The 22,430-nt window shown below is 68.7% G+C and carries 20 protein-coding genes and 2 pseudogenes; 17 read left to right on the top strand and 5 right to left on the bottom strand.

What is annotated here, in order from left to right; translation table 11 throughout:
• Positions 1-244 (bottom strand): annotated as a pseudogene (locus tag BLP62_RS11105) (IS982 family transposase); the annotation flags it as partial.
• 64 nt (positions 245-308) lie between these two features.
• Here BLP62_RS11105 and pheA point away from each other — a divergent pair.
• Entirely contained in the window at positions 309-1,130 is an 822-nt protein-coding gene (gene pheA, locus BLP62_RS11100) for a prephenate dehydratase (RefSeq protein ID WP_093008417.1), read from the top strand.
• A gap of 91 nt (positions 1,131-1,221) precedes the next feature.
• Here pheA and BLP62_RS11095 read toward each other — a convergent pair whose 3' ends face one another.
• Complete coding sequence (locus BLP62_RS11095) at positions 1,222-1,854, bottom strand: CBS and ACT domain-containing protein (protein WP_093008418.1); 633 nt, start codon at positions 1,852-1,854, stop codon at positions 1,222-1,224.
• Between the two features lie 147 nt (positions 1,855-2,001).
• Positions 2,002-2,439, bottom strand: coding sequence for a hypothetical protein (locus BLP62_RS11090; RefSeq protein ID WP_093008416.1), 438 nt, complete (start codon positions 2,437-2,439; stop codon positions 2,002-2,004).
• Positions 2,440-2,537: 98 nt separating this feature from the next.
• Between BLP62_RS11090 and BLP62_RS11085 the strand changes: the two genes are divergently transcribed.
• The 7 genes from BLP62_RS11085 to BLP62_RS11055 all read left to right on the top strand — a co-directional run bounded on the left by BLP62_RS11085 (position 2,538) and on the right by BLP62_RS11055 (position 10,143).
• Complete coding sequence (locus BLP62_RS11085; RefSeq protein ID WP_093008415.1) at positions 2,538-3,029, top strand: OmpH family outer membrane protein; 492 nt, start codon at positions 2,538-2,540, stop codon at positions 3,027-3,029.
• A gap of 156 nt (positions 3,030-3,185) precedes the next feature.
• A complete protein-coding gene (locus BLP62_RS11080; RefSeq protein WP_176758207.1) occupies positions 3,186-5,777 on the top strand; it encodes a DNA translocase FtsK in 2,592 nt (863 codons plus the stop codon).
• Positions 5,778-5,819: 42 nt separating this feature from the next.
• Positions 5,820-6,221, top strand: coding sequence for an S-adenosylmethionine decarboxylase (speD, locus tag BLP62_RS11075; protein ID WP_093008413.1), 402 nt, complete (start codon positions 5,820-5,822; stop codon positions 6,219-6,221).
• A 3-nt stretch (positions 6,222-6,224) separates the two neighbouring features.
• Complete coding sequence (gene speE, locus BLP62_RS11070; RefSeq protein WP_093008412.1) at positions 6,225-7,169, top strand: polyamine aminopropyltransferase; 945 nt, start codon at positions 6,225-6,227, stop codon at positions 7,167-7,169.
• A gap of 35 nt (positions 7,170-7,204) precedes the next feature.
• Positions 7,205-7,846, top strand: coding sequence for a DsbA family protein (locus BLP62_RS11065; RefSeq protein WP_093008411.1), 642 nt, complete (start codon positions 7,205-7,207; stop codon positions 7,844-7,846).
• A gap of 40 nt (positions 7,847-7,886) precedes the next feature.
• A complete protein-coding gene (locus tag BLP62_RS11060; protein WP_093008410.1) occupies positions 7,887-9,422 on the top strand; it encodes a cation:proton antiporter family protein in 1,536 nt (511 codons plus the stop codon).
• On the top strand, positions 9,409-10,143 hold the full coding sequence (locus BLP62_RS11055; RefSeq protein ID WP_093008409.1) for a YebC/PmpR family DNA-binding transcriptional regulator: 735 nt from the start codon (positions 9,409-9,411) through the stop codon (positions 10,141-10,143). The genes BLP62_RS11060 and BLP62_RS11055 overlap by 14 nt, the downstream gene beginning before the upstream one ends.
• Before the next feature lie 2 nt (positions 10,144-10,145).
• Here the strand turns inward: BLP62_RS11055 and secA are convergent, their stop codons facing one another.
• Positions 10,146-13,139 (bottom strand): preprotein translocase subunit SecA, encoded by a 2,994-nt coding sequence (gene secA, locus BLP62_RS11050; protein ID WP_093008408.1) that lies wholly within the window; start codon positions 13,137-13,139, stop codon positions 10,146-10,148.
• 141 nt (positions 13,140-13,280) lie between these two features.
• A complete protein-coding gene (gene tsaD / locus BLP62_RS11045) occupies positions 13,281-14,252 on the bottom strand; it encodes a tRNA (adenosine(37)-N6)-threonylcarbamoyltransferase complex transferase subunit TsaD (protein ID WP_093008407.1) in 972 nt (323 codons plus the stop codon).
• A 35-nt stretch (positions 14,253-14,287) separates the two neighbouring features.
• Here tsaD and BLP62_RS11040 point away from each other — a divergent pair, with 35 nt between their 5' ends.
• From BLP62_RS11040 to BLP62_RS11000, 9 genes and pseudogenes are all read left to right on the top strand, one after another.
• A complete protein-coding gene (locus BLP62_RS11040; RefSeq protein ID WP_093008406.1) occupies positions 14,288-15,604 on the top strand; it encodes a vWA domain-containing protein in 1,317 nt (438 codons plus the stop codon).
• Positions 15,605-15,611: 7 nt separating this feature from the next.
• A complete protein-coding gene (locus BLP62_RS11035) occupies positions 15,612-16,037 on the top strand; it encodes a DUF1999 family protein (RefSeq protein WP_093008405.1) in 426 nt (141 codons plus the stop codon).
• 4 nt (positions 16,038-16,041) lie between these two features.
• Positions 16,042-16,251 carry a heavy-metal-associated domain-containing protein gene (locus BLP62_RS11030; protein WP_093008404.1) on the top strand — a complete coding sequence of 70 codons (210 nt, stop codon included), beginning with the start codon at positions 16,042-16,044 and terminating at the stop codon, positions 16,249-16,251.
• Positions 16,252-16,301: 50 nt separating this feature from the next.
• Complete coding sequence (locus tag BLP62_RS11025) at positions 16,302-17,459, top strand: acyl-CoA dehydrogenase family protein (protein WP_093008403.1); 1,158 nt, start codon at positions 16,302-16,304, stop codon at positions 17,457-17,459.
• A 34-nt stretch (positions 17,460-17,493) separates the two neighbouring features.
• Positions 17,494-18,372, top strand: a complete 879-nt coding sequence (gene holA, locus BLP62_RS11020) for a DNA polymerase III subunit delta (RefSeq protein ID WP_093008402.1) — start codon at positions 17,494-17,496, stop codon at positions 18,370-18,372.
• Positions 18,373-18,403: 31 nt separating this feature from the next.
• A complete protein-coding gene (locus tag BLP62_RS11015; RefSeq protein ID WP_093008401.1) occupies positions 18,404-19,798 on the top strand; it encodes a TldD/PmbA family protein in 1,395 nt (464 codons plus the stop codon).
• Positions 19,795-21,105, top strand: coding sequence for a TldD/PmbA family protein (locus tag BLP62_RS11010; RefSeq protein WP_093008400.1), 1,311 nt, complete (start codon positions 19,795-19,797; stop codon positions 21,103-21,105). The genes BLP62_RS11015 and BLP62_RS11010 overlap by 4 nt, the downstream gene beginning before the upstream one ends.
• A gap of 51 nt (positions 21,106-21,156) precedes the next feature.
• On the top strand, positions 21,157-22,092 hold the full coding sequence (locus BLP62_RS11005) for a 2-hydroxyacid dehydrogenase (RefSeq protein WP_093008399.1): 936 nt from the start codon (positions 21,157-21,159) through the stop codon (positions 22,090-22,092).
• A gap of 46 nt (positions 22,093-22,138) precedes the next feature.
• Positions 22,139-22,430: pseudogene (locus BLP62_RS11000) on the top strand (IS982 family transposase); the annotation flags it as partial.

Genomic DNA, 22,430 nt, shown 5'->3' with positions numbered 1-22,430 from the left:
GGAGGGGGTAGAGGGCGTGGAGCCTGCGGTTGAAGCGGCTTGGGGAGGGGACGTGGGTGAAGAGGCCGAGGTCTTTGGCGAGGGCCAGGGCCTTGTTGTGCTTGCCGCCGAACTCTAGGGCGGCAAGGAGGGCGAGGGTGAGGATGGCGGAGGCGGGCGTTTTGGCTTGGGGGTCATCCTTGTAGCCCATGGCTTGCAGGGCGTCGTCTATAATGCAAAAGGCCGCTATGAGACGGGAAAGCATAGCGGCCACTATTTTTTCAGATCCAGGGGATAGGTAGCAACTTGGGTTAAGGTATGATGGGGCGATGAGGATCGCCTTCCAAGGCACGGAAGGGGCCTACAGCGAGGAGGCCCTGCTCAAGGCCTTTCCCGAGGCCACGCCCCTCGGCTTCCCCACCTTCCACCAGGTCTTTGAGGCGGTGGAGTCGGGGGAGGCCGAGCTCGGGGTGGTGCCGGTGGAAAACACCACCGCCGGGAGCATCAACCAGACCTACGACCTCCTCCTGGAAAGCGACCTCCACGTGGTGGGGGAGGTGGTTCACCGGGTGGAGCACTGCCTCCTGGCTCCCAAGGGCACGGGGCTAAAGGACCTCAAGGCCGTGAAGAGCCACCCCCAGGCCCTGGCCCAGTGCGACGGCTTCCTGGCCCGGATGCGCCTCTCCCCCATCCCCGTCTTTGACACCGCGGGGGCCGCCCGGGCCCTGGCGGAGAACCCTGAGCCCGGGGTGGGGGCCATCGCCTCGAGGCGGGCCGCCGAGCTCTACGGCCTGGAGGTCCTGGCGGAGAACATTGAGGACTACCCCCACAACTACACCCGCTTCTTCGTCATCGGGCGCGAGGAGGCGAAAAAGGGGGAGGGACCCCACAAGACCAGCATCGTCTTCGCGGTGCGCCACCGCCCGGGAGGGCTTTTGGAGGCCCTTTCCGTCTTCGCCGAGGCCGGGGTCAACCTCACCAAGCTGGAGTCCAGGCCGCGCCGGGACAAGCCCTTCAGCTACCTCTTCTACCTGGACCTCGAGGGCCACCTGGAAGACCCCGGGCCCGCCCAGGCCCTCTTGGGCCTCCTGCGGCGGGCGGCCTTCCTCAAGGTCCTGGGCTCCTACCCTGCCTACCAGAACGGAACGTAAGTACCCCACCGCGGCTTTCGCCGCGGTGGGGGCCCCAAAAGGACCTTCCCAAGCCTTATTTCGGGCAACCCGTGTTGCGACGTGCAGCCACTTAGCCGGGGCGGACGTCCACCACCTTCTCCCCCGCGGCCCGCAGGCGGTCGGGGACCCTCTCCACATCCTCCCCCACCACCCGCATCACCAGGCGCTGGTAGCCGGGAAGGTGGGCCGCGGTGGCGATGGAGACGATGTTGGCCGGGGGAACGGCCTGGGCCATCTGGGCCAGGGCCCCGGGCACATCGGGGATGTCCACGGTGATGCGGAGGCCCCCAAGCTTCAGGCCCAAGACCTCAATGAAGGCCCGCAGCACATCGGTCACGGTGATGATGCCCACCAGCTTCCCCCCCTCCATCACCGGGAGACCGCCGATCTTCTTCTCCTCCATGAGGAGGGCCGCCTTCTCCAGGGGCTCGTCGGCCTCCACGGTCACCACGGGCTTGGCCATCACCTCCTGCACGGTGAGCTTGGAGAGGAGGTAGTTCATCTCCCACACCGAGAGGGTGGTGGCCTTGGAGGGCATGGCGTCTTTAAGGTCCTTGTCCGTGACCAGGCCGACGAGCTTCCCGTCCTTCACCACGGGAAGGCGGCGAAAGCCCTTGTTCTTCAGGAGGTTAATGGCCTCCAACACGGGGGTATCGGGGGCCACGGTGAGGGGGTCTTGGGTCATCCAGTCCCTGACCAGCACGGGGATCACCTCCGGACCCCAGTTTATCCCGAGAAAAAGGGAAAGATGTCCCCCGTCCAGATGGCCTGAACGGGGGAAGGGTCTTGGGCCTAACCGCCCGCACGGGTTTCGCCACGCGGAAGGGTTGCGGGGAAGCCTTTAGAGCCCTTAGCGCAGGTTGGCCCCGATCACCGTGCGCCCGAAGCGGCCCGGGCTTCCAAAGGGGTAGAAGTACTCCCCGTCCAGGAAAAGCCCGGTGCGGGGGTCCAGAAGGAACTCCACCCCCAAGGAGAGCTGGAGGCCCACCTCTCCCGCGCCCGCAAAGTACCCGGCGAGCCCCCCGCCGAAGTAGGGCCGGATGCCCCTCAGGTCCCGGTCCAACTGGCCCAGGTCGGGCTTAAAGAGGACCTCCCCGGCCACCAGGACGCCGGGCCCCCCGGGGAAGAGGTCCCCAAAGACCCGGAAGGCCAGGTTCCGCTCCAGGGGCGCCTCGAGGCCCAAACCCAGCCCCGCCGGGGGCAGGGAGAGGCGGAAGGAAATCGCCCGCTGGGCCAAGGCCCCCGTCCCCAAAACGGCCAGCAAAAGAAGCAACACCGCTTTGCGCATCGCCTCACCTCCTCGGGGGAGGATACCCCTTCTCAGGCCAAAGGGAAAGGGGCTTTTCTCTCACGTACGCTTCACCCTGGGGCGTTAGGCTTCTTCCCATGAAGCGCTTCCCCTTAGCCGCCCTCTTCCTGGCCCTCGGCGCCCTCCTCACCCCCATGCTGGCCCAGAACAAGAACGTGGCCACCCGGGTGGGCTTCGTGGACGCCGACGCCCTGGTCCAGGCCCACCCCGACTACAAGAAGGTCCAGGACCTCCAGGCCCAGGCCCGCAAGGAGCTCGCCCCCCTGGAGGAGAAGCTCAAGCCCCTGGACCAGAAGGTCCGCTCCGGCCAGGCCACGGCCAAGGAGCGGCAGGACTACGAGGCCCTGGCCAAGACCTACCAGGACACCCTCAAGAAGTGGCAGGACCGGCAGAACCCCGTGCTCAAGCCCATCCTGGAGGACGTGGACCAGGCCATCGCCAAGGTGGCCAAGGCCCAGGGCTTCGCGGTGGTCATGAGCCGCCAGGTGGCGGCCCAGTCGGGCCTGGTGGTCTACGCCGACGAGGACACCGACCTCACCCAGGCGGTCATCAAGGAACTCAAGCGCTAAGGGCGCCCCCTTGTTTCCACCCCATGTTGGCTCGGGCCGGCATGGGGGCTTGCCTTTCCAAGCACCCAAGGCCGGGGCTACGGAAAGACTTTGAACCCCCACCGCGGCGAAGGAGCTCCGCCTTCCCTGGGGCGAAGGGGCCCTATAATGGCTCCGATGGCCAAGCGGAAGCCCGCCGCCAAACCCCTTCCCAACCGCGACCTCGAGGCCTGGTCCGCCGTGGTGGGGGGGGTGGGGTTCTTCCTCCTCGCCCCCTTGGGGGTTCCCACGGGGGCCCTGGGGGCCTTCCTCAAGGAGCACTTCTACGGCCTCCTGGGGCTTCCCGCCTACCTCCTGGCCTTAAGCTTCTTCCCCCTGGCCTACGCCCTCTACCGCCGCAAGGCCTTAAAGCCCCTCCTGCGCCACCTCCTCTTCCTCCACCTCCTGGCCTTCAGCCTCCTTCCCCTCCTGGGGCCGCTTTCCGGGAAGCTTGGCGGAGAGTGGAAGGCGGCCCTGGAGGCCAAGGCCGGCCTCCTGGGGCTTTCCCTTCCCCTCCTATTGGCCTCCGTGGTGGCGGACCTCTGGCGGGGGCGTCCTCCCTTCCACCTCCTCCTCTCGGGCTTCCGCCTCGGGGTGGAGGGGGTGCGCAAGGCGCGCCAGGGGCTCAAAACCCTCTTCCTGCGGCAGACGATCCGGACCCTCGCCCGCCTCTACCCCGAGCACGCCGCCCTCAAGGCCCTGGCCCAAAGCCTGGGCCCCAAGGAGCTTCCGGAGGTGGAAAAGGCCCTAAGGGGCTTCCTCCAGGAACGCGCGGCGGAACTGGAAAGGCGCCTGGCCGAGGAGGAGCGGCCCCTCCTTCCCCGGCTCCAGGCCCTCCTCCAGGGGCTAAGCCGCCCCCTGGCGGGGGAAGGCCCCCTGCGGGACGCCCTGGAGGAGAGGCGGGCCGCGCTTTTCCTCGAGGCCCAGGCCCTCCTCGCCCGGGTCAAGGGCCTGGGGGAACCCGTCCGGGTGCGGCCGAGCCTCAAGGGCCTCCTCCGGGGGAGGAGGCTCCTTCTGGAAAGGCAGGCCCGGTGGGAGGAGGCCTCAGGGCTTCTGGAGGACCTGGAGGCCCGCTTCCAGGACTTCTCCCGCTGGCTTCGCTTCCTGGAAGCCCACCCCGAGGCCCAGCGGGAAGGCCTGAGGGCCCTCCTCACCGGCGCCCCTCCCCCCGAGGCCCCATCTCCGGCCACGCCCGAGCCCCCGGCGGACCTGGACTTGGACCTGATCTTCCCCGAACCCCCCAAGGAAACCCCCAAACCCCTGGAGCCGAAGCCCCCACCCCCTTCCCCCAGCACCGCCCTCGCCCTCCCCACCCCCGACCTCCTGGACCCCCCGGAGCCCAAGGAGCGAAACCGGGCCCTGGAGGAGGAGGCCGAGCGCCTGAAGAGGGCCATCGGGGAAACCTTGAAGCAGTTCGGCGTCCAGGCGGAGGTGGTGGGCCACGCCCGGGGGCCCAGCGTCACCCGCTACGAGCTCCTGCCCGCCCCGGGGGAGAAGATCAGCCGCATCCAGAGCCTGCAAAACGACCTGGCCCGGGCCCTGGCGGTGGGGGCGGTGCGCATTGAGGCCCCCATCCCCGGGAAGAACACCGTGGGCCTCGAGGTGCCCAACCCCAAGCGGGAGCTCGTCCGCTTCTCCGAGGCCGTCCTCTCCCCCGCCTACGGGAACGCCAAGGCCCTCCTCCCCCTGGTCCTGGGGAAGAGCATTGAGGGGGAGGTCTGGGTGCGGGACCTGGCGAAGATGCCCCACCTCCTCATCGCCGGCTCCACGGGAAGCGGCAAGAGCGTGGCCATCAACGTCCTCATCCAAAGCCTCCTCTTCAAGCACCTGCCCACCGCCTTGCGCCTACTCCTCATTGACCCCAAGATGGTGGAGCTCACCCCCTACGAGGGCATCCCCCACCTGGTGCGGCCCGTGGTCACGAGCCCCGAGGAGGCCGCGGGGGTCCTGCAGGGGGCCGTGGCCCACATGGAACGGCGCTACCGCCTGATGAGCCAGGTGGGGGCCCGGAACCTGGAGCAGTACAACGCCAAGGTGGGCCCCGAGGAGGCCCTGCCCTACCTGGTCATCGTGGTGGACGAGCTCGCCGACCTGATGATGACCGCCCCCAAGGAGGTGGAGGCGGCCATTTTGCGCCTCGCCCAGATGGCCCGGGCCACGGGGATGCACCTCATCCTCGCCACCCAGCGGCCCAGCGTGGACATCCTCACCTCCCTCATCAAGGTGAACATCCCCGCCCGCCTGGCCTTCGCCGTCTCCAGCGGCTTTGACTCCCGCACCATCCTGGACACCCAGGGGGCGGAGAAGCTCATCGGCCAGGGGGACGCCCTCTTCTACCAGCCGGGCATGCCCAAGCCCGTGCGCCTCCAGGTGCCCTACCTCTCCGAGGAGGAGGTGGCCCGGGTGGCGGGGTTCCTCCGGGCGCAAAGCCACGAGGACCGCTTCGCCGAGGCCTACGGCGCCGACTTTGAGCCCCCGAAGGCCGCGGAAGGGGGAGGCCCCGGGGAGGTGGACTTCTCCGACCCCCTCCTGAAGAAGGCGGCGGAGATCGTGGTGGAGGAGGGGTACGGCTCGGTGAGCCGCCTGCAGCGGAGGCTTTCCGTGGGCCACGCCCGCGCGGGGAAGCTCATGGACGCCCTCGAGGCCATGGGCATCGTGGGCCCGCCCCGGGGCTCCAAGCCCCGGGAGGTCCTCGTCACCAAGGACCAGCTCAAGGACTTCTTCGGCTAAGGGGCTTGCCCCCCCTCCCCCGGGGGGCTATGATAGGCCCTTGTGGAAGCGGTGCCGGGCGGGCGCTGGGTAGCGGAGATCTACGGGTGCGACCTCTCCGTGTTGGAAAACCCCAAGATGGTGGAAGCGGCCCTTCTGGACGCGGTGATGCGCCTCGGGGCTCCCCGGGATTCGGCCCAGTCGGTGGTCTACAAGTTCCACCCCCAGGGGCTCTCGGCCGCGGTGGTGAGCCCCGTGGCCGCGGTGATGATCCACACCTGGCCGGAGGACAACGCCTCCGCCACCCTGGACCTCTACTTCTACCGGGACGGGGTGGACCCGGAGGAGGTGCTCAAAGGCCTCACCCGGGCCTTCGGGGCCAAGGAGGAGTCCGCCTTCCGCTACTGGCGGGGCACGGAGCACGCCATCAAGCGCCGGGCCTTCGGCGCGGAGCAAGGAGGTTAGGCCATGGACTACGGCATGTACTTCTTTGAGCACATCACCCCTTACGAAACCATGGTGCGCCGCATGGAGCGGGTCATCGCCTCGGGCAAGACCCCCTTCCAGGACTACTTCCTCTTTGAAACCCAGGGCTTCGGCAAGGTGCTGGTCCTGGACAAGGACGTGCAGAGCACGGAAAGGGACGAGTACATCTACCACGAGACCCTGGTCCACCCCGCCATGCTCACCCACCCCGAGCCCAAGCGGGTCCTCATCGTGGGAGGCGGGGAGGGGGCCACCTTAAGGGAGGTCCTCAAGCACCCCACGGTGGAGAAGGCGGTGATGGTGGACATTGACGGGGAGCTGGTGGAGGTGGCCAAGCGGCACATGCCCGAGTGGCACCAGGGGGCCTTTGACGACCCGAGGGCCGTCCTCGTCATTGACGACGCCCGGGCCTACCTGGAGCGCACGGAGGAGCGGTACGACGTCATCCTCATTGACCTCACCGACCCCGTGGGGGAGGACAACCCCGCCAGGCTCCTCTACACCGTGGAGTTCTACCGCCTGGTGAAGGCCCACCTGAACCCGGGCGGGGTCATGGGGATGCAGGCGGGGATGATCATGCTCACCCACCACCGGGTCCACCCCGTGGTCCACCGCACGGTGCGGGAGGCCTTCCGCTACGTGCGGAGCTACAAGAACCACATCCCGGGCTTCTTCCTGAACTTCGGCTTCCTCCTGGCCTCGGACGCCTTTGACCCCGCGGCCTTCTCCGAGGGGATCCTCGAGGCCCGGATCCGGGAGCGGAACCTCCCCCTGCGCCACCTCACCGCCCCCTACCTCGAGGCCATGTTCGTCCTGCCCAAGGACCTCCTCGAGGCCATAGAGCGGGAAACCCTGGTCTCCACCGACCAAAACCCCTTCTACCTCACCCCGGAGGGGAAGGCCCGCCAGGCCCCTTACAAGGGCTGAAGCCTTCTCACCTTGGGCCGTGGTAGAGTGAGCCCATGCCGCGCGCTATAGTTCTCGTAGTGGTGGCCCTGGCCCTCTTGGGTCTGGGCTGGATCCTCTGGGGGCCCAAGGGCAAGGCCGGGCTGGACCCGGCGCAAGGGGCCCGCTTCGCCCTGGGGCGGGAGGACGCCCCCGTCGTGGTCGTGGACTTCTCCAACTACCTCTGCCCCCACTGCCAAAACCACGCCCTAAACGTCCTCCCCCGGCTTAAAGCGGAGTACATGGACACGGGGAAGGTGCGCTACCTCTTCCGCGACTTCCCCTTCCCCGGGCAGGCGAACGTGATCCGGGCGAGCGAGGCGGCCGCCTGCGCTGCCGAGCAGGGCCGCTACTACGAGTACCACGAGGTCCTCTTCCGGGCGGCGGCGGGCTGGGGAAGCCTCTCGGGGGAGGCCCTGGACCGCTACCTCGTGGACCTCGCCGGGCAGATGGGCCTGGACACCCAGGCCTTCGCCCAGTGCCTCGCCTCAGGCCGGCACCGGGAGGCGGTCCTCGCCGACCAGAAGCTCGCCACGGACCTCGGCCTCACCGGCACCCCCACCTTCTTCATCGCCGGGGAAAAGCGCACGGGCTTCCTCCCCTACAAGGAGTGGAAGGCCCTCCTGGATAAAGCCCTGGAAAAGGCCAAGGCCCCCTAGAGAGGCCTTCCCCTGAAGCCCTCTCTGCTACCCTTGGGGCATGGAAGCCCTCTGGGTCGCCCTGGCCTTCACCCTAGGCCTCCTGGCCCATCGCCTAGGACTTCCCCCCTTGGTGGGCTACCTGGGGGCGGGGTTCCTCCTCCACGGCCTGGGCTTTCGGGAAACGGCCTTCCTGGCCCAGGCGGCGGAGATCGGGGTCTTGCTCCTCCTCTTTAGCGTGGGGCTCAAGCTCCGCCTCAAGGACCTCCTGGACCCCCGGGTCTTAGGGGTGGGGGGCGCCCACCTCCTCGCCTTCGCCCTCCTGGCCTCCCTCCTGGTGGGAAGTCTCCCCCTCGCCCTGGCCTTGGCCTTCTCCAGCACGGTGCTGGTGGCCAAGCTGCTGGAGGACAAGAAGGAACTCACCACCTACCACGGGAGGCTGGCCATCGGGATCCTGGTGCTGCAGGACCTGGTGGCCGTGGGGCTTTTGGGGCTTTACGGGGCCAAGGAAGTTAGCCCCTGGGCGGGGCTTCTCCTCCTTCTCCCCCTCCTTAGGGCGGGGGTGGGCTGGCTTCTGGAAAGGAGCGGACACGAGGAGCTTCTGGTCCTCTTCGGGCTGGGCTTGGCCCTCCTCGGCGGGGAGGGCTTCCGCCAGGTGGGGCTTTCCCCCGAGCTTGGGGCCCTCCTCTCCGGGGCCCTCCTCGCAGGCCACGCCAAGGGAGCGGAGATGGGCCGGGCCCTTTGGAGCCTGAAGGAGGCCTTTCTGGTGGCCTTCTTTCTGGAGATCGGCATGCGCCAGGGCCTCCAGGGGGTGGAGTTTGGCCTTCTCTTGGGACTCCTTCTCCTCTCCCTCCTCAAGGCCCCCCTTTTCCTCGCCCTCTTTCTCCTCTCGGGCCTGAGGGCCAGGACGGGCTTCGTGGCGGGGCTCTACCTGGGGAACTACTCGGAGTTCGCCCTCATCGTGGGGGTGGCCCTGGGAAAGGCGGGCCTCCTCCCCCTGGGCCTCGGCACCCTGGCCCTCCTGGTGGCCCTCTCCATGGCCCTCTCCGCCCCCCTCGCCCGCGCAAGCCACACCCTCTACAAGCGCCTGGAACCCTTCCTCCTCCGCCTGGAGCGCCCGGGGCGCCACCCGGACCAGGAACCGGAAAGGCTGGACAGGGCCACGGCCTTGGTGGTGGGGATGGGGCGCACGGGGGGAGCGGTCTACCGGGTGCTGGAGGCCAGGGGGGAAAGGCCCTTCGGCCTGGACGCCGACCCCGAGAAGGTGGAGCGCCACCGGGCCAAGGGCAGGCGGGTGCTCTACGGGGACGCGGAGGACCCGGAGCTTTGGGAGCGCTTAGACCTCTCGGGGCTTAAGGCGGTGGTCCTCGCCCTGCCGGACCTCGAGGCCAAGCTCCTCGCCGCCCGCTGGCTGAAGGAGCGGGGGTTTTCCGGGGTCCTCGCCGCCACCAGCTTCCACCTGGAGGAAGACCCCGCCCTAAGGGCCGCCGGGGTGAACCTCGTCTTCCACCCCTTCCGGGAAGCCGGGGAGCGCCTGGCGGAAAGGGTGCTGGAGGAGCTGGCTATAATGGGGGAGGTGAGCCATGGCCGGTCATAGCAAGTGGGCACAGATCAAGCGCAAGAAGGCCGCCAACGACCTCAAGCGCGGCAAGATCATCTCCAAGCACCTCCGGGCCATCCAGGCTGCGGCCCGGGCCGGAGGAAGCCCCTACCCCGAGGCCAACGTGCAGCTCCGGAACGCCATTGAGGCCGCCCGGGCCGACGACGTGCCCATGGAGAACATTGAACGCCTCCTGCAGAAGCTCCAGGGGGGCGGGGAAGGCGCCGAGCAGTACGAGGAGATCGTCTACGAGGGCTACGCCCCGGGAGGGGTGGCGGTGCTGGTCTACGCCCTCACGGACAACCGCAACCGCACCGCGGGCGAGGTGCGCCACGTCTTCGGCAAGTACGGGGGCTCCTTGGGCACCACGGGGAGCGTGGCCTGGCAGTTTGAGCGCAAGGGGGTCCTGGTCTGCGAGAACAGCGAAGCGGCCCAGGAGGCGGCCATTGAGCTTGGGGCCTTGGACCTCGAGGAGGAAGGGACAAGCCTCACCGTCTACACCGACCCCGCCGAGGCCTACCGCCTCGCCGAGGCCCTCAAGGCCCGGGGGGTCCGGGTGGAGGCGGTGGAGGTGGTCCAGCACCCCCAGAACGTGGTGGCCCTAAGCCCCGAGGAGGCCGCCAAGGTGATGCGCCTGGTGGAGGCCCTGGAGGACCTGGACGACGTGCAGCACGTCTACACCAACCTAGACCCAGAAAGCCTCCAGGTGGAGGCCTAACCCTACTCCTTCTTGCGTTTTTTCTCCTCCCGCATCAGGCGGCGGCGCTCCGCCCGGGAGAGGCCCGGCTGGGGAGGCGGGGTGGACCGCTTCTTCTCCACGAAGGCCCCGGCCTCCTTGGGCTTAGGCTCGGGCACCGGAACGTAAGGCGCCTCCCGCACGGGCCGCACGGGCTCGGCCTCCACCTTGAGCCGGAAGAGGAACTTGGCCACCTCGCCCTTGATGAAGGCCACCATCTCGTTGAAGAGGCGGGTGGCCTCAATCTTGTACTCCTGGAAGGGGTCCTTCTGGCCGTAGCCCCGGAGGAAGATCCCCTGGCGGAGGACGTCCAGGTTGTGGAGGTGCTCCTTCCAGGCGGAGTCCACCACGTTGAGGATCACGAAGCGCTCCACGGCCCGCATGAGGGGCGGGGAAAGCTCGGCCTCCCGGGCCTCGTAGGCCTCGAGGGCGGCCTCCACGAGCCTCTCCACCGCCTCCTCGGCCTTCAAGCCCCTAAGCTCCGCAAAGGGGAAGTCCTGAAGCTGGGGCACGGTGTCCAGAAGGGTGGCCTTGAGGCCCTCGAGGTCCCAGTCCTCGGGGTGGACCTCGGGGTTCAGGAAGTTCTCCGCCAAAGAAGCCACCGTCTCCTCCACCATGCCGATGGCGGCCTCCTTCACCTCCTCGTCCTTGCCGAGGAGGATCAGGCGGCGCTGGGCGTAGATCACCTCCCGCTGGCGGCTTAGGACGTCGTCAAACTGGAGAAGCTGCTTCCTGATGGCGAAGTTCCGGTCCTCCACCCGCTTCTGGGCCCGTTCAATGGAGCGGGTCACCATGGGGTGCTCAATGGGCTCGGAGTCGTCAAAGCCCATCCGGTCCAGCATGGCGATGACCCGGTCGGAGGCGAAGAGGCGCATGAGGTCGTCGTCAAAGGAGACGTAGAAGCGGCTTCCCCCGGGGTCCCCCTGGCGCCCGGCGCGGCCGCGGAGCTGGTTGTCTATGCGGCGGGACTCGTGCCGCTCGGTGCCGATGATGAAAAGCCCCCCCAGAGCCCGGACCCGCTCCTCGTCTTGCTTGCACTCCTCGCGGATCTCGCGGATCCTTTCCAGAAGCTCCTCCCGGATCCCGAGCTCCTGGGCGAGGGCCCTGGCCTCCTCCTCCTTCCCCGCCACCATCTTCTTGATGAAGAGCTCCACCTTCCACTCGTACCGGTCAAAGCCTTCCTTCTCCAGGAGGGCGGCGGCCAGGTACTCGGGGTTCCCCCCGAGCTTGATGTCCGTGCCCCGCCCCGCCATGTTGGTGGCGATGGTGACCGTCTTGCTCCGCCCCGCCTGGGCCACGATCTCCGCCTCCTTGGCGTGGTGCTTGGCGTTTAGGACCTGGTGGGGGATCCCCTGGCGGAGGACGGCGAGGGTGTGCACCGCCCGCTTCAGGCCCTCCCAGGCCGTCCTCAGGTTCCCCTTCGGCGGGATGAGCCCCTCAAAGGGGGCGAGGTCCTCGTCCTTGAGCTGGGCGGGCCTTTCCAAAAGCTTCCTGAGCCTCTCCCACTCCGGGCCCTGCTGCTTCTGGCTCGCCTTCTTGAAGAGCTCCAGGCGCATCTCCAGCCGGGGGAGGTAAAGCCTGGGCTCCTTGAGCATCTGGGAAAGCCTTTCGGATTTCTCAATGCTGATGGTGCCCACGAGGACGGGCTGGCCCCGCTCGTACTTCTCGGCGATCTCCTCCACCACGGCGAAGAACTTCCCCTTCTCCGTGCGGTAGACCACGTCGGGGTAGTCCTTGCGGATCATGGGGCGGTTGGTGGGCACCACCACCACGTCCATGCCGTAGATCTCCTGGAACTCCTTCTCCTCGGTCTTGGCGGTGCCGGTCATGCCCGCCCGCTTCTCGTAAAGGCGGAAGAAGTTCTGGTAGGTGATGGTGGCCAGGGTCTGGTTTTCCCGCTCGATCTTGACCCCCTCCTTGGCCTCAATGGCCTGGTGGAGGCCCTCCCCGTAGCGGCGGCCCGGCATGAGGCGGCCCGTGAACTCGTCCACGATGATGACCTGGCCGTCTTGGACGATGTAGTCCCGGTCCCGGTGGTAGAGCTCCTTGGCCCGGATGGCCTGGATGAGCATGTGGGCGAGCTCCATGTTCTCCGGGCTGAAGAGGCCCTCAATGCCGAGGAGCTTCTCCGCCTTGGCGATGCCCTGGAGGGTGAGGTGGACGGAGCGGTTCTTCTCCTCAATGGTGTAGTCCCCCGTGGGCTCCTTGCGCACCCCGGGCTCGGCGGGCAGGCCCCTTTCCAGCTTCTTGGCGATCTCCGCCATCTTGTAGTAGAGGTCGGTGGCCTTCTCCGCGGGGCCAGAGATGATGAGGGGGGTGCGGGCCTCGTCAATGAGGATGGAGTCCACCTCGTCAATGATGGCGTAGTGGAGGGGGTGGTCGTGGCGGAGGACGAGCTGGTCGGGGCTTATGGCCATGTTGTCCCGCAGGTAGTCAAAGCCGAGCTCGGCGTTGGTCACGTAGGTGACGTCGGCGAGGTAGGCCTTGCGGCGCTCCTCGGGGGTGGAGGCGTGCTGGATCACCCCCACGGAGAGGCCCAGGCCCCGGTAGACGGGCCCCATCCACTCGGCGTCGCGCCGGGCCAGGTAGTCGTTCACCGTGACCACGTGAACGCCCTTCCCCGTGAGGGCGTTCAGGGCCACGGCCAAGGTGGCCACCAGGGTCTTGCCCTCGCCGGTCTTCATCTCGGCGATCTTGCCCTCGTGGAGGACGGCCCCGCCGATGAGCTGCACGTCAAAGTGGCGCATGCCCAGGTAGCGCTTGGCCGACTCCCGGGTGAGGGCGAAGGCCATGGGGAGGAGCTCGTCCAGGGAGGCCCCCTTCTCGTGCTTCTCCTTGAGCTCCCGGTAGGCGGCGGCGAGGTCGGGGAGCTTCTCCACCTCGGCCTCGAGGCGGTTCACCGGCTCCACCACCTGCTTGTAGTAGCGGGCGATCTCGCGCTCGTTGTTGTCAAAGAGCCTGCGCAAAAGACCTAGCATCCTAAAAGGGATTGTACCCCTTCGGGATGAGAAACCCCTTTATACCACCCCATGCTGGCTTGCGCCAGCATGGGGGCCCCGGTAAAGGGACCTCGTGCCCCAATCTCGGACCCTTCAGGGGGAAAACGGGGAGAAAGAGCCTCAGGCCTCCTCCAAGGGCCAGTAGGCCGTGGCCCCCAAGGAGAGGGGGCTTGGGGGAAAGCCTCCCTTGTAGCGGCGCCAGGCGGCGAGGGCGATCATGGCCCCGTTGTCCTGGGAAAGGCCCTTGGGAGGGAAATACACCTTTAGGCCCGCCTCCTTAAAGCGCTCCTGGAGCGCCCGGTTCGCCGCCACCCCCCCGGCCACGAGGAGGACCCGGTGGCCCGTGTCCTTCGCCGCCTTCAGGACCACCTCGGCGAGGTGAGCGATGGCCGCCTCCTGAAAGCCCTTGGCGAGGGCGGCCTTGGGAAGGCCCTTCTCCACCAGGTGGAGGGCCTTGGTCTTGAGCCCGGAGAAGCTGAAGTCGTACCCCTCCTGTCCCCTTAAGGGCACGGGGAAGGGAATGGCTTCCTCCGCCTCCTCGGCCAGGCGCTCCACCTCGGGCCCCCCGGGGAAGCCGAGGCCCAAGAGCCTCGCCACCTTGTCAAAGGCCTCCCCGGCGGCGTCGTCCCGGGTGGCCCCGAGGAGGCGGTAGCGGCCGAGGTCCAGGACCTCGTAGAGGTGGGTGTGCCCCCCCGAGGCCACCAGGGCGAGGAAGGGGGGGGTTAGCCCTTCGGGCCAGGCGGCGGCGATGTGGCCCTCCAGATGGTGGATGGCGTAAAAGGGGCGTTCCAGGGCGAAGGCCATCCCCTTGGCGAAGGTGTAGCCCACGAGGAGAGCCCCGATGAGGCCGGGCCCCCGGGTGGCGGCCACGAGGTCTAAGTCCTTTGGCCTAAGGCCCGCCTCGGCCAAAGCCCTTTCCACGAGGAGGGGGAGGGCCTTTAAGTGCTCGCGGCTTGCGAGCTCCGGCACCACGCCGCCAAAGGCCTCGTGCAGGCGCACCTGGCTTGCCACCAGGTTCACCACCACCTCCCCGTCCCGCACGAGGCCCACCCCGGTGTCGTCGCAGGAGGTGTCAATCCCCAAGACCCACACCGCCCTCACTCTAGCAGGGGTAGCCTTAGAGCAGGGTGCTTTGGCTTCTCCTTCCCGTCCTCCTTCTGGTCTACCTCCTCTACCGGAGGCGGGCCCCTAGGGCGAGGCCCTGGGCCGGGGTGTGGCTTTGGAAGAGGGGGCGGGCGAGGCGCTTCCGACCCAGGCTTGACCTAAGGCTTCTTTTCCTCCTCCTGGGGGCGGCCCTCATGGTCCTCGCCCTCGAGGACCCCCCCCTCGCCCCAGGCCCCTTGGTCCTGGTGGTGGACGCCTCGGCCAGCATGGCGGCCAAGGAGGGGAGGGGGACCCGGCTGGACCTGGCCAAGGAAAGGCTTCTTCCCCTTTTGGAAAGGGCGCCCGAGGCGGTCTTGGTTCGGGCCGGGGAGAGGCCCGAGGCCTTCGGCCCCGCCCCCGGAATCGCCCTAAAGGAGAGGCTCCTCGCCCTGGAGGCCGGGGACCGGGAGGCCCGGCTGGAGGAGGCCATCGCTTTGGGAAGGAGGCTCCTCAAGACCCCGGTGGTGGTGGCCACGGACGGCCCCCCGCCCCCCGGGGTGGAGGGGTACGTGGGCGTGGGAAGCCCTAGGGAGAACCTGGGGATCGTGGCGGTGGCGGCGGGGTTTTTGGCCCTGGGAAACGGCGCAGGCCGCCCCCTACTGGCCCAGGTGGAGGTGGGGGGGAAGACTTTCCGGGTAGAAGTCCCCCCCCGGGGCTACACCTCCCTTCAGGGCCTCCCCCAAAGCTTTTCCGCCAGGCTCCTGGGGCAAGACGCCTTAGGCCTGGACGACGAGGCGGGCTTTGGCCTGAGGCACCTCGGGGTGGACTACCCGAGGCTTCCCGCCCTGGAGAGGCTTTTCCGCCTCCTGGACGCCCTCCCTGGAAGCGAGGTCCGGGTGCGCCTCGCCACGCCCCAAGGCGCCCCCGAAGGCCCCACCCTCTACCTCGCCCCCGAAGGGGGAAGCCCCCTTCCCGTCCTCCTCACCGCCCCCCACCCCCTCCTGGAGGGGGTGGCCCTCCTGGGGGAGAGGCTCCCCCCGCCCCCGCCCCCCAAAGGCCCCTGGCGGCCCCTGGCCGAGGGGGAAGGAGGGGTGGGGCTCCTCTACGCCGCCGAGGGTGGCCTCTACCTTCCGCCTCTCGTGGCCATCCAGGACCGCCCCTTCTTCCCCCTCCTCGTCTACAACTTCCTCAAGCCCCACCGGGAGGCGCGCACCGGCCTTTTGGCCCCGGAGGAGACCCTCCTCCCTACCCCCGAGGCAAGCTTCCTTCCCCGGGAACGGGGGGGCGGGGGGCGGCTTTTCGCCCTCCTCGCCGCCCTGGTCCTCCTCCTCGAGGCCTTGCGCTTCGGCAGGAGGGCATAATGGGGCCATGCGCTTCCGCCCCTTCACCGAGGAAGACCTGGACCGGCTTAACCAGCTAGCGGGAAAAAGGCCCGTAAGCCTCGGCGCCCTCCGCTTCTTCGCCCGCACGGGCCACTCCTTTCTCGCCGAGGAGGGGGAGGAGCCCATGGGCTTCGCCCTGGCCCAGGCGGTGTGGCAAGGGGAGGCCGCCACGGTCCTCGTCACCCGGATTGAGGGAAGGAGCGTGGAGGCCCTAAGGGGCCTCCTCCGGGCGGTGGTGAAGAGCGCCTACGACGCCGGGGTCTACGAGGTGGCCCTCCACCTGGACCCCGGGCGCAAGGAGCTGGAGGAGGCCTTAAGGGAGGAGGGCTTCGCCCTCGGCCCCCTGGTCCTCGCGGTGCGGGTCCTGGGAAGCCGGGGCGCGCGGGGCGAGACCCGGGGCGTCCTAGAATAGGGGTATGAACCGCGTGCTCATCGGCATCCGGGGGGAGCCCACCCCCGAGGGGATGGAGAGGATCCTAGAGGCCCTGAGGGGCCTGGAAGGGGTGAGCCAGGCCCAGGCCACGGGGCCCGCCCAGATCCTGGTGGAGTACGACCCCCAGACCCTCACCGTCATGGACCTCATCCGCACCCTCCGGGAGGAGGGCTTTTTGGCGGGGATGCTCTAAGCCCAAGGCCCCGTGTTGTGGGGCCAGAAGCGGGCGCTTAGACTTAGGGCATGCTGGACTTCTACGCCCTGGAAGACCTCCTCACCCCGGAGGAGAAGGAGGTCCAGAAGGCCGCCCGCCGCTTCCTGGAGAAGGAGGCCCTGCCCCATATCCGCGACTGGTGGGAAGAGGGGGTCTTCCCCACCCACCTCATCCCCAGGTTCGCCGAGCTCGGCTTCCTAGGCCCCACCCTCCCCCCCGAGTACGGGGGGGCGGGGGTGAGTAGCGCCGCCTACGGCCTCATCGCCTACGAGCTGGAGCGGGTGGACTCGGGGCTCAGGAGCTTCGTGAGCGTGCAAAGCTCCCTGGTCATGTACCCCATCTACGCCTACGGGAGCGAGGAGCAAAAGCGGGCGTTCCTCCCGAGGCTCGCCCGCGGGGAGATGGTGGGCTGCTTCGGCCTCACCGAGCCCGACGGGGGCTCGGACCCCTACGGCAACATGAAGACCCGGGCCAGGCGCGAGGGGGACACCTGGGTCCTGAACGGCACCAAGATGTGGATCACCAACGGCAACCTGGCCCACATCGCCCTCATCTGGGCCAAGGACGAGGAGGGCAGGGTTCTGGGCTTTATCGTCCCCACCGACACCAAGGGCTTCCAGGCCCGGGAGGTGAAGCGCAAGATGTCCCTCCGCGCTTCGGTGACGAGCGAGCTCGTCCTGGAGGACGTCCGGGTACCCGAGTCCCTGCGCCTCCCCAAGGCGGAAGGCCTGAAGGCGCCCCTTTCCTGCCTCACCCAGGCCCGCTTCGGCATCGCCTGGGGGGTCTTGGGCGCCCTGGAAGCCGTCTACACCGAGGCCGTGGAGTTCGCCAAAAGCCGCGCCACCTTCGGCGAGCCCATCGCCAAGAAGCAGCTCGTCCAGGCCAAGCTCGCCGAGATGCTCGCCTGGCACACGGAGGGCCTCCTCCTCGCCTGGCGGCTTGCCCGGCTCAAGGACGAAGGGAAGCTCACCCCCGCCCAGGTCTCCCTGGCCAAAAGGCAGAACGTCTGGAAGGCCCTCCAGGCCGCCCGCATGGCCCGGGACATCCTGGGAGGGAGCGGCATCACCCTGGAGTACCACGCCATCCGCCACATGCTGAACCTGGAAACGGTCTACACCTACGAGGGCACCCACGACGTCCACACCCTGGTCTTGGGCCGGGAGATCACCGGCCTGAACGCCTTCTAAAGGCCCGCCGGGGCCTTCGGCAGGCCCTTAAGCCATGGTCATCGCCTTCACCGGCGACCCCTTTCTGGCGCGGGAGGCCCTCCTCCAGGAGGCGCGGCTTAGGGGGCTTTCCCGCTTCACCGAGCCCACCCCGGAGGCCCTGGCCCAGGCCCTCGCCCCGGGGCTTTTCGGGGGCGGGGGGGCGATGCTGTACCTGAGGGAGGTGGGGGAGGCGGAGTGGAAGGCCCTAAAGCCCCTTTTGGAGGGCGCGCCCGAGGGCGTTCCCGTCCTCCTCCTGGACCCCAAGCCGAGCCCCTCCCGGGCGGCCTTCTACCGGAACCGGGAAAGGCGGGACTTCCCCACCCCCAAGGGGAAAGACCTCGTAAGGCACATAGAACACCGGGCCAAGCGCCTAGGGCTCAGGCTCCCGGGCGGGGTGGTCCAGTACCTGGCCTCCCTGGAGGGGGACCTCGAGGCCCTGGAGCGGGAGCTGGAGAAGCTTTCCCTCCTCTCCCCGCCCCTCACCCTGGAGAAGGTGGAGAAGGTGGTGGCCCTGAGGCCCCCCCTCACGGGCTTTGACCTGGTGCGCGCCGTCCTGGAGAAGAACGCCAAGGAGGCCCTCCTGCGCCTCAGGCGCCTCAAGGAGGAGGGGGAGGAGCCGCTGAGGCTCCTCGGGGCCCTCTCCTGGCAGTTCGCCCTCCTCGCCCGGGCCTTCCTCCTCCTCCGGGAAAACCCCCGGCCCAAGGAGGAGGACCTCGCCCGCCTAAAGGCCCACCCCTACGCCGCCAAAAAGGCCCTGGAGGCGGCGAGGCCCCTGGGGGAAGAGGCCCTCAAGGAGGCCCTGGACGCCCTCGTGGAGGCGGAAAAGCGGGCCAAGGGGGGGAAGGACCCGTGGCTCGCCCTGGAGGCGGCGGTCCTCCGCCTCGCCCGTTGACCCGTGGGTCAGGGGCGGGTAGACTCGGGGCATGCTCAAACCCGAGCTGGTGGAGGCGGTGCTCGCGCGGGCCCTGAAGGGCGGAGCCGACTTCGCCGAGGTCTACGCCGAGCGCGCCAAAAAGCGCCGGATGAAGGTCCGCTCCGGCGGGCTGGAGGAGGCCCTCTCCGGCCTGGACTACGGGGCGGGGGTGCGGCTTTTCTTCGGCACCGAGGTGGTCTACGCCTACACCAACGACCTCACCCAAGAAGGCCTCATGGAGGCCCTGGAGACCCTCCTCCGGGCCAAGGGCGCCCTGGGAAAGGTGGACGAAGGGGGAAAGGGCGGCCTGGACTTCCGCAAGGCCATCCCCAAGGGCCTCCACGCCCCCAAGGTGGCCTACGGGGAGAAGGACAAGCGCTACCGCCTGGAAAGGCTCTTGGAGGCCGAGGCCGGGGCCCGGATCGCCCCCGCCATCAAGGAGGTGGAGGCGAGCCTTTTGGAGTGGGAGGAGGAGGTCCTCGTGGCCAACACCGAGGGGGTGTGGGCCGAGGAAAGGAGGGTGCGCACGAGGCTTTTCGTCCTCGCCGTGGCCCAGGAGGGCAGCGAGGTGCAGACGGGCTACAGCGCCCCCGGGAAGAGCGTGGGCCTGGAGCTCTTTGACCTCTACCCCCCGAAGGCCGTGGGGGAAAAGGCCGCCCGCCAGGCCCTCACCAACCTCAAGGCCAGGCCCGCCCCCGCGGGCACCTTCCCCGTGGTGGTGGGGCCGGGCTTCGGCGGGGTCCTCTTCCACGAGGCCGTGGGCCACCTCCTGGAGACCACCAGCGTGGCCAAGAAGGCGAGCGTCCTCGCGGATAGGCTCGGGGAGGTGGTGGCGAGCCCCGCCGTCACCTACATTGACGACGGCACCCTGCCCCACGCCTGGGGCTCCACGGAGGTGGACGACGAGGGCCGCCCCACGGAGCGCACCGTGCTGATAGAAGGAGGCGTCCTCAAAAGCTACATGGTGGACCGCCTGGGCCACCTCCTCACGGGCTACCCCATGACGGGCTCGGGCCGCCGCCAGGACTACACCTTCGCCCCCACCTCCCGCATGCGGAACACCTTCATCGCCCCCGGGGAGGCCCGGGTGGAAGACCTCTTCGCCGGGATAGAATTCGGGCTCTACGCCAAGGAGATGGGGGGTGGGCAGGTGAAGCCGGGAAGCGGGGAGTACAACTTCGCCGTGCAGGAGGGGTACATCATCCGAAAGGGGCGGATAGAGGAGCCCGTGCGCGGGGCGATGCTGGTGGGCAAGGGCCCCGAGACCCTCATGCGGGTGGTGGCCGCGGCCCAGGACCTGGAGAACGCCCCCGGCATGTGCGGAAGCCTCTCCGGGGCCGTCCCCGTGGAGGTGGGCCAGCCCCACGTGCTGGTCTCGGAGATCGTGGTGGGGGGTAGGGCATGACCCTGGAAGAAGCCAAGCGCTACCTGCTTTGGCGGGCCAAGGAGCTTGGCCTCGAGGCCGAGGTCCTCTTCCAGGAGGCAAGGGAGCTTTCCTTAAGGGCCCGGGAAGGCGCCCTGGAGGAGATCAAGGAGGCCAGGCAAGGGGGCCTCGGCCTCCGGGTGGTGGCGGAGGGGAAGGTGGGCTACGCCTACACGGAGGAGCTCTCCCCCGAGGCCCTGGACTGGGCCCTGGAGGAGGCCCAGGAAAACGCCCTCCTCTCCGCCAAGGAGGGCGCCTTACCCCCGGGGAAGGCCTTGGGAAGCCACGACCTCCTGGGGGAGGGGCTTTCCGCCCCCCTGGAGCGGAAGAAGGAGGCGGTCCTCGCCCTGGAGGAGGCCTTGCGGGAAGACCCCCGGGTGAAGAGCGTCCTCATGGGGGGCTACCTGGAGCGGGAGGTCCGGGTGGCCCTCAAAAGCACCCAAGGGGCGGAAGGAAGCTTCCGCACGGGCTTCGCCGCCCTCATGGGAAGCTTCGTCATGGCCCAGGGGAAAAGCGTCAAGCAGGGGTGGGACTTCAAGGCGGGCAAGGAGTTCCACGCCCTGGAGCCGGGGCGCACCGCCTTGGAGTTCCGGGAGAAGACGGCGAGGCTCCTAGAGGCCAAGCCCCTGAGGACGGGCCGCTACCGGGCCTACCTGGAGCCTGAGGCCATGGCCATGCTCCTTTCCGTTCTCGCCAAAGCCCTCTCCGGCAAGAACGCCCTGGAGGGGAAAAGCCGCCTCCTGGGGAGGCTTGGGGAGAGGATCGCAAGCCCCCTCGTGACCCTCGTGGACGACCCCACCCTGGAGAAGGGCCTCCTCTCCCGCCCCTTTGACGCCGAGGGCACCCCCACGGCCCGCACCGTGGTGGTGGAGAAGGGGGTCTTCAAGACCTTCCTCCACAACCTGGAGACGGCCAAGGCCCTGGGCCAGAGGAACACGGGCCACGCCGCCCGGTCCTACCGGGGGACCCTCGAGGTGGCCCCCACCAACCTCTACCTGGAGCCCGTGGGGAACCTCGCCCTCACGGAAGGGGTGGTGGTCACGGAGTTCATGGGCCTCCACGCCGGGGCAAATCCCGTGACCCTGGACTTCTCCTTACAGGCCCTGGGGCTTTGGGTGGAGGAGGGAGAGGTGCGGCACGCCGTGGAGAACTTCGCCGTCTCCGGAAACCTCCTGGAACTCCTCCAAGGGGTGGAGGCGGTGGGGGACGACCTGGACTGGCTCCTCCTGGACGCCGCCTACGGGAGCCCCACGGTGGCGGTGGCCGAGCTCTCCTTCGCCGGGGCGTGATACCACCCCATGCGGGCTTGCGCCCGCACGGGGGCCCCGGTAAAAAGGGGCATGAAGGTCTTCGTCACCCGCACCCTTCCCGGGAAGGCCCTGGAGCGGCTTGAGGAGCGGGGCCTACAGGTGGAGGTCCACCGGGGGCTCTTCCTCCCCCGGGAGGAGCTCCTAAGGGGGGTGGAGGGGGCGGTGGGCCTCATCCCCACGGTGGAGGACCGCATAGACGCCGAGGTGATGGACCGGGCCAAGGGCCTCAAGGTCATCGCCTGCTACAGCGTGGGGGTGGACCACGTGGACCTCGAGGCGGCCCAGAAGAGGGGCATCCGGGTCACGAACACCCCCGGGGTCCTCACCGAGGCCACCGCCGACCTCACCCTGGCCCTCCTCCTCGCCGTGGCCAGGCGGGTGGAGGAGGGGGCGGCCTACGCCCGGGATGGGCTCTGGAGGGCCTGGCACCCCGAGCTCCTTTTGGGCCTGGACCTCCAGGGCCTGACCCTCGGCCTCATCGGCATGGGCCGCATCGGCCAGGCGGTGGCCAAGAGGGCCTTGGCCTTCGGGATGCGGGTGGTCTACCACGCCCGCACCCCCAAGCCCCTCCCCTACCCCTTCCTCTCCCTGGAGGAGCTCCTTAAGGAGGCGGACATCGTCTCCCTCCACACCCCCCTCACCCCGGAAACCCATAGGCTTTTAAACCGGGAACGGCTCTTCGCCATGAAGCGGGGGGCCATCCTCCTCAACACCGCCCGGGGGGCCCTGGTGGACACCGAGGCCCTGGTGGAGGCCTTAAGGAGCCACCTCTTCGGGGCGGGCCTGGACGTCACCGACCCCGAGCCCCTGCCCCAGGACCACCCCCTCTACCGCCTCCCCAACGCCCTCGTCACCCCCCACATCGGCTCGGCGGGGAGAACGACCCGGGAGCGCATGGCCGAGGTGGCGGTGGAAAACCTCCTCGCCGTCCTAGAGGGGAGGGAGCCGCCAAACCCGGTAGTATAACCCAAGTTGCTACCTATCCCCTGGATCTGAAAAAATAGTGGCCGCTATGCTTTCCCGTCTCATAGCGGCCTTTTGCATTATAGACGACGCCCTGCAAGCCATGGGCTACAAGGATGACCCCCAAGCCAAAACGCCCGCCTCCGCCATCCTCACCCTCGCCCTCCTTGCCGCCCTAGAGTTCGGCGGCAAGCACAACAAGGCCCTGGCCCTCGCCAAAGACCTCGGCCTCTTCACCCACGTCCCCTCCCCAAGCCGCTTCAACCGCAGGCTCCACGCCCTCTACCCCCTCCTTCTCCCCCTCCTCCACCTCCTGGCCCAGGTCTGGAAGCACCTCCACC

Origin of the sequence: Thermus arciformis (assembly GCF_900102145.1) — a bacterium.
Classification (GTDB): domain Bacteria; phylum Deinococcota; class Deinococci; order Deinococcales; family Thermaceae; genus Thermus; species Thermus arciformis.
Note: the sequence above shows the minus strand (reverse complement) of the source record. Positions and strands in the feature narration are given on the sequence as shown.

Excerpts from the sequence above, each read along its gene's own strand:
- BLP62_RS11030 (WP_093008404.1), top strand. The coding sequence starts at position 16,042 with ATGAACCGCGTGCTCATCGGCATCCGGGGGGAGCCCACCCCCGAGGGG.
- BLP62_RS11015 (WP_093008401.1), top strand. The coding sequence starts at position 18,404 with ATGCTCAAACCCGAGCTGGTGGAGGCGGTGCTCGCGCGGGCCCTGAAG.
- secA (WP_093008408.1), bottom strand. The coding sequence starts at position 13,139 with ATGCTAGGTCTTTTGCGCAGGCTCTTTGACAACAACGAGCGCGAGATC.
- BLP62_RS11025 (WP_093008403.1), top strand. The coding sequence starts at position 16,302 with ATGCTGGACTTCTACGCCCTGGAAGACCTCCTCACCCCGGAGGAGAAG.
- BLP62_RS11035 (WP_093008405.1), top strand. The coding sequence starts at position 15,612 with ATGCGCTTCCGCCCCTTCACCGAGGAAGACCTGGACCGGCTTAACCAG.
- pheA (WP_093008417.1), top strand. The coding sequence starts at position 309 with ATGAGGATCGCCTTCCAAGGCACGGAAGGGGCCTACAGCGAGGAGGCC.
- holA (WP_093008402.1), top strand. The coding sequence starts at position 17,494 with ATGGTCATCGCCTTCACCGGCGACCCCTTTCTGGCGCGGGAGGCCCTC.
- BLP62_RS11085 (WP_093008415.1), top strand. The coding sequence starts at position 2,538 with ATGAAGCGCTTCCCCTTAGCCGCCCTCTTCCTGGCCCTCGGCGCCCTC.
- BLP62_RS11080 (WP_176758207.1), top strand. The coding sequence starts at position 3,186 with ATGGCCAAGCGGAAGCCCGCCGCCAAACCCCTTCCCAACCGCGACCTC.
- BLP62_RS11065 (WP_093008411.1), top strand. The coding sequence starts at position 7,205 with ATGCCGCGCGCTATAGTTCTCGTAGTGGTGGCCCTGGCCCTCTTGGGT.
- BLP62_RS11005 (WP_093008399.1), top strand. The coding sequence starts at position 21,157 with ATGAAGGTCTTCGTCACCCGCACCCTTCCCGGGAAGGCCCTGGAGCGG.
- BLP62_RS11055 (WP_093008409.1), top strand. The coding sequence starts at position 9,409 with ATGGCCGGTCATAGCAAGTGGGCACAGATCAAGCGCAAGAAGGCCGCC.
- BLP62_RS11010 (WP_093008400.1), top strand. The coding sequence starts at position 19,795 with ATGACCCTGGAAGAAGCCAAGCGCTACCTGCTTTGGCGGGCCAAGGAG.
- speE (WP_093008412.1), top strand. The coding sequence starts at position 6,225 with ATGGACTACGGCATGTACTTCTTTGAGCACATCACCCCTTACGAAACC.
- BLP62_RS11060 (WP_093008410.1), top strand. The coding sequence starts at position 7,887 with ATGGAAGCCCTCTGGGTCGCCCTGGCCTTCACCCTAGGCCTCCTGGCC.
- BLP62_RS11090 (WP_093008416.1), bottom strand. The coding sequence starts at position 2,439 with ATGCGCAAAGCGGTGTTGCTTCTTTTGCTGGCCGTTTTGGGGACGGGG.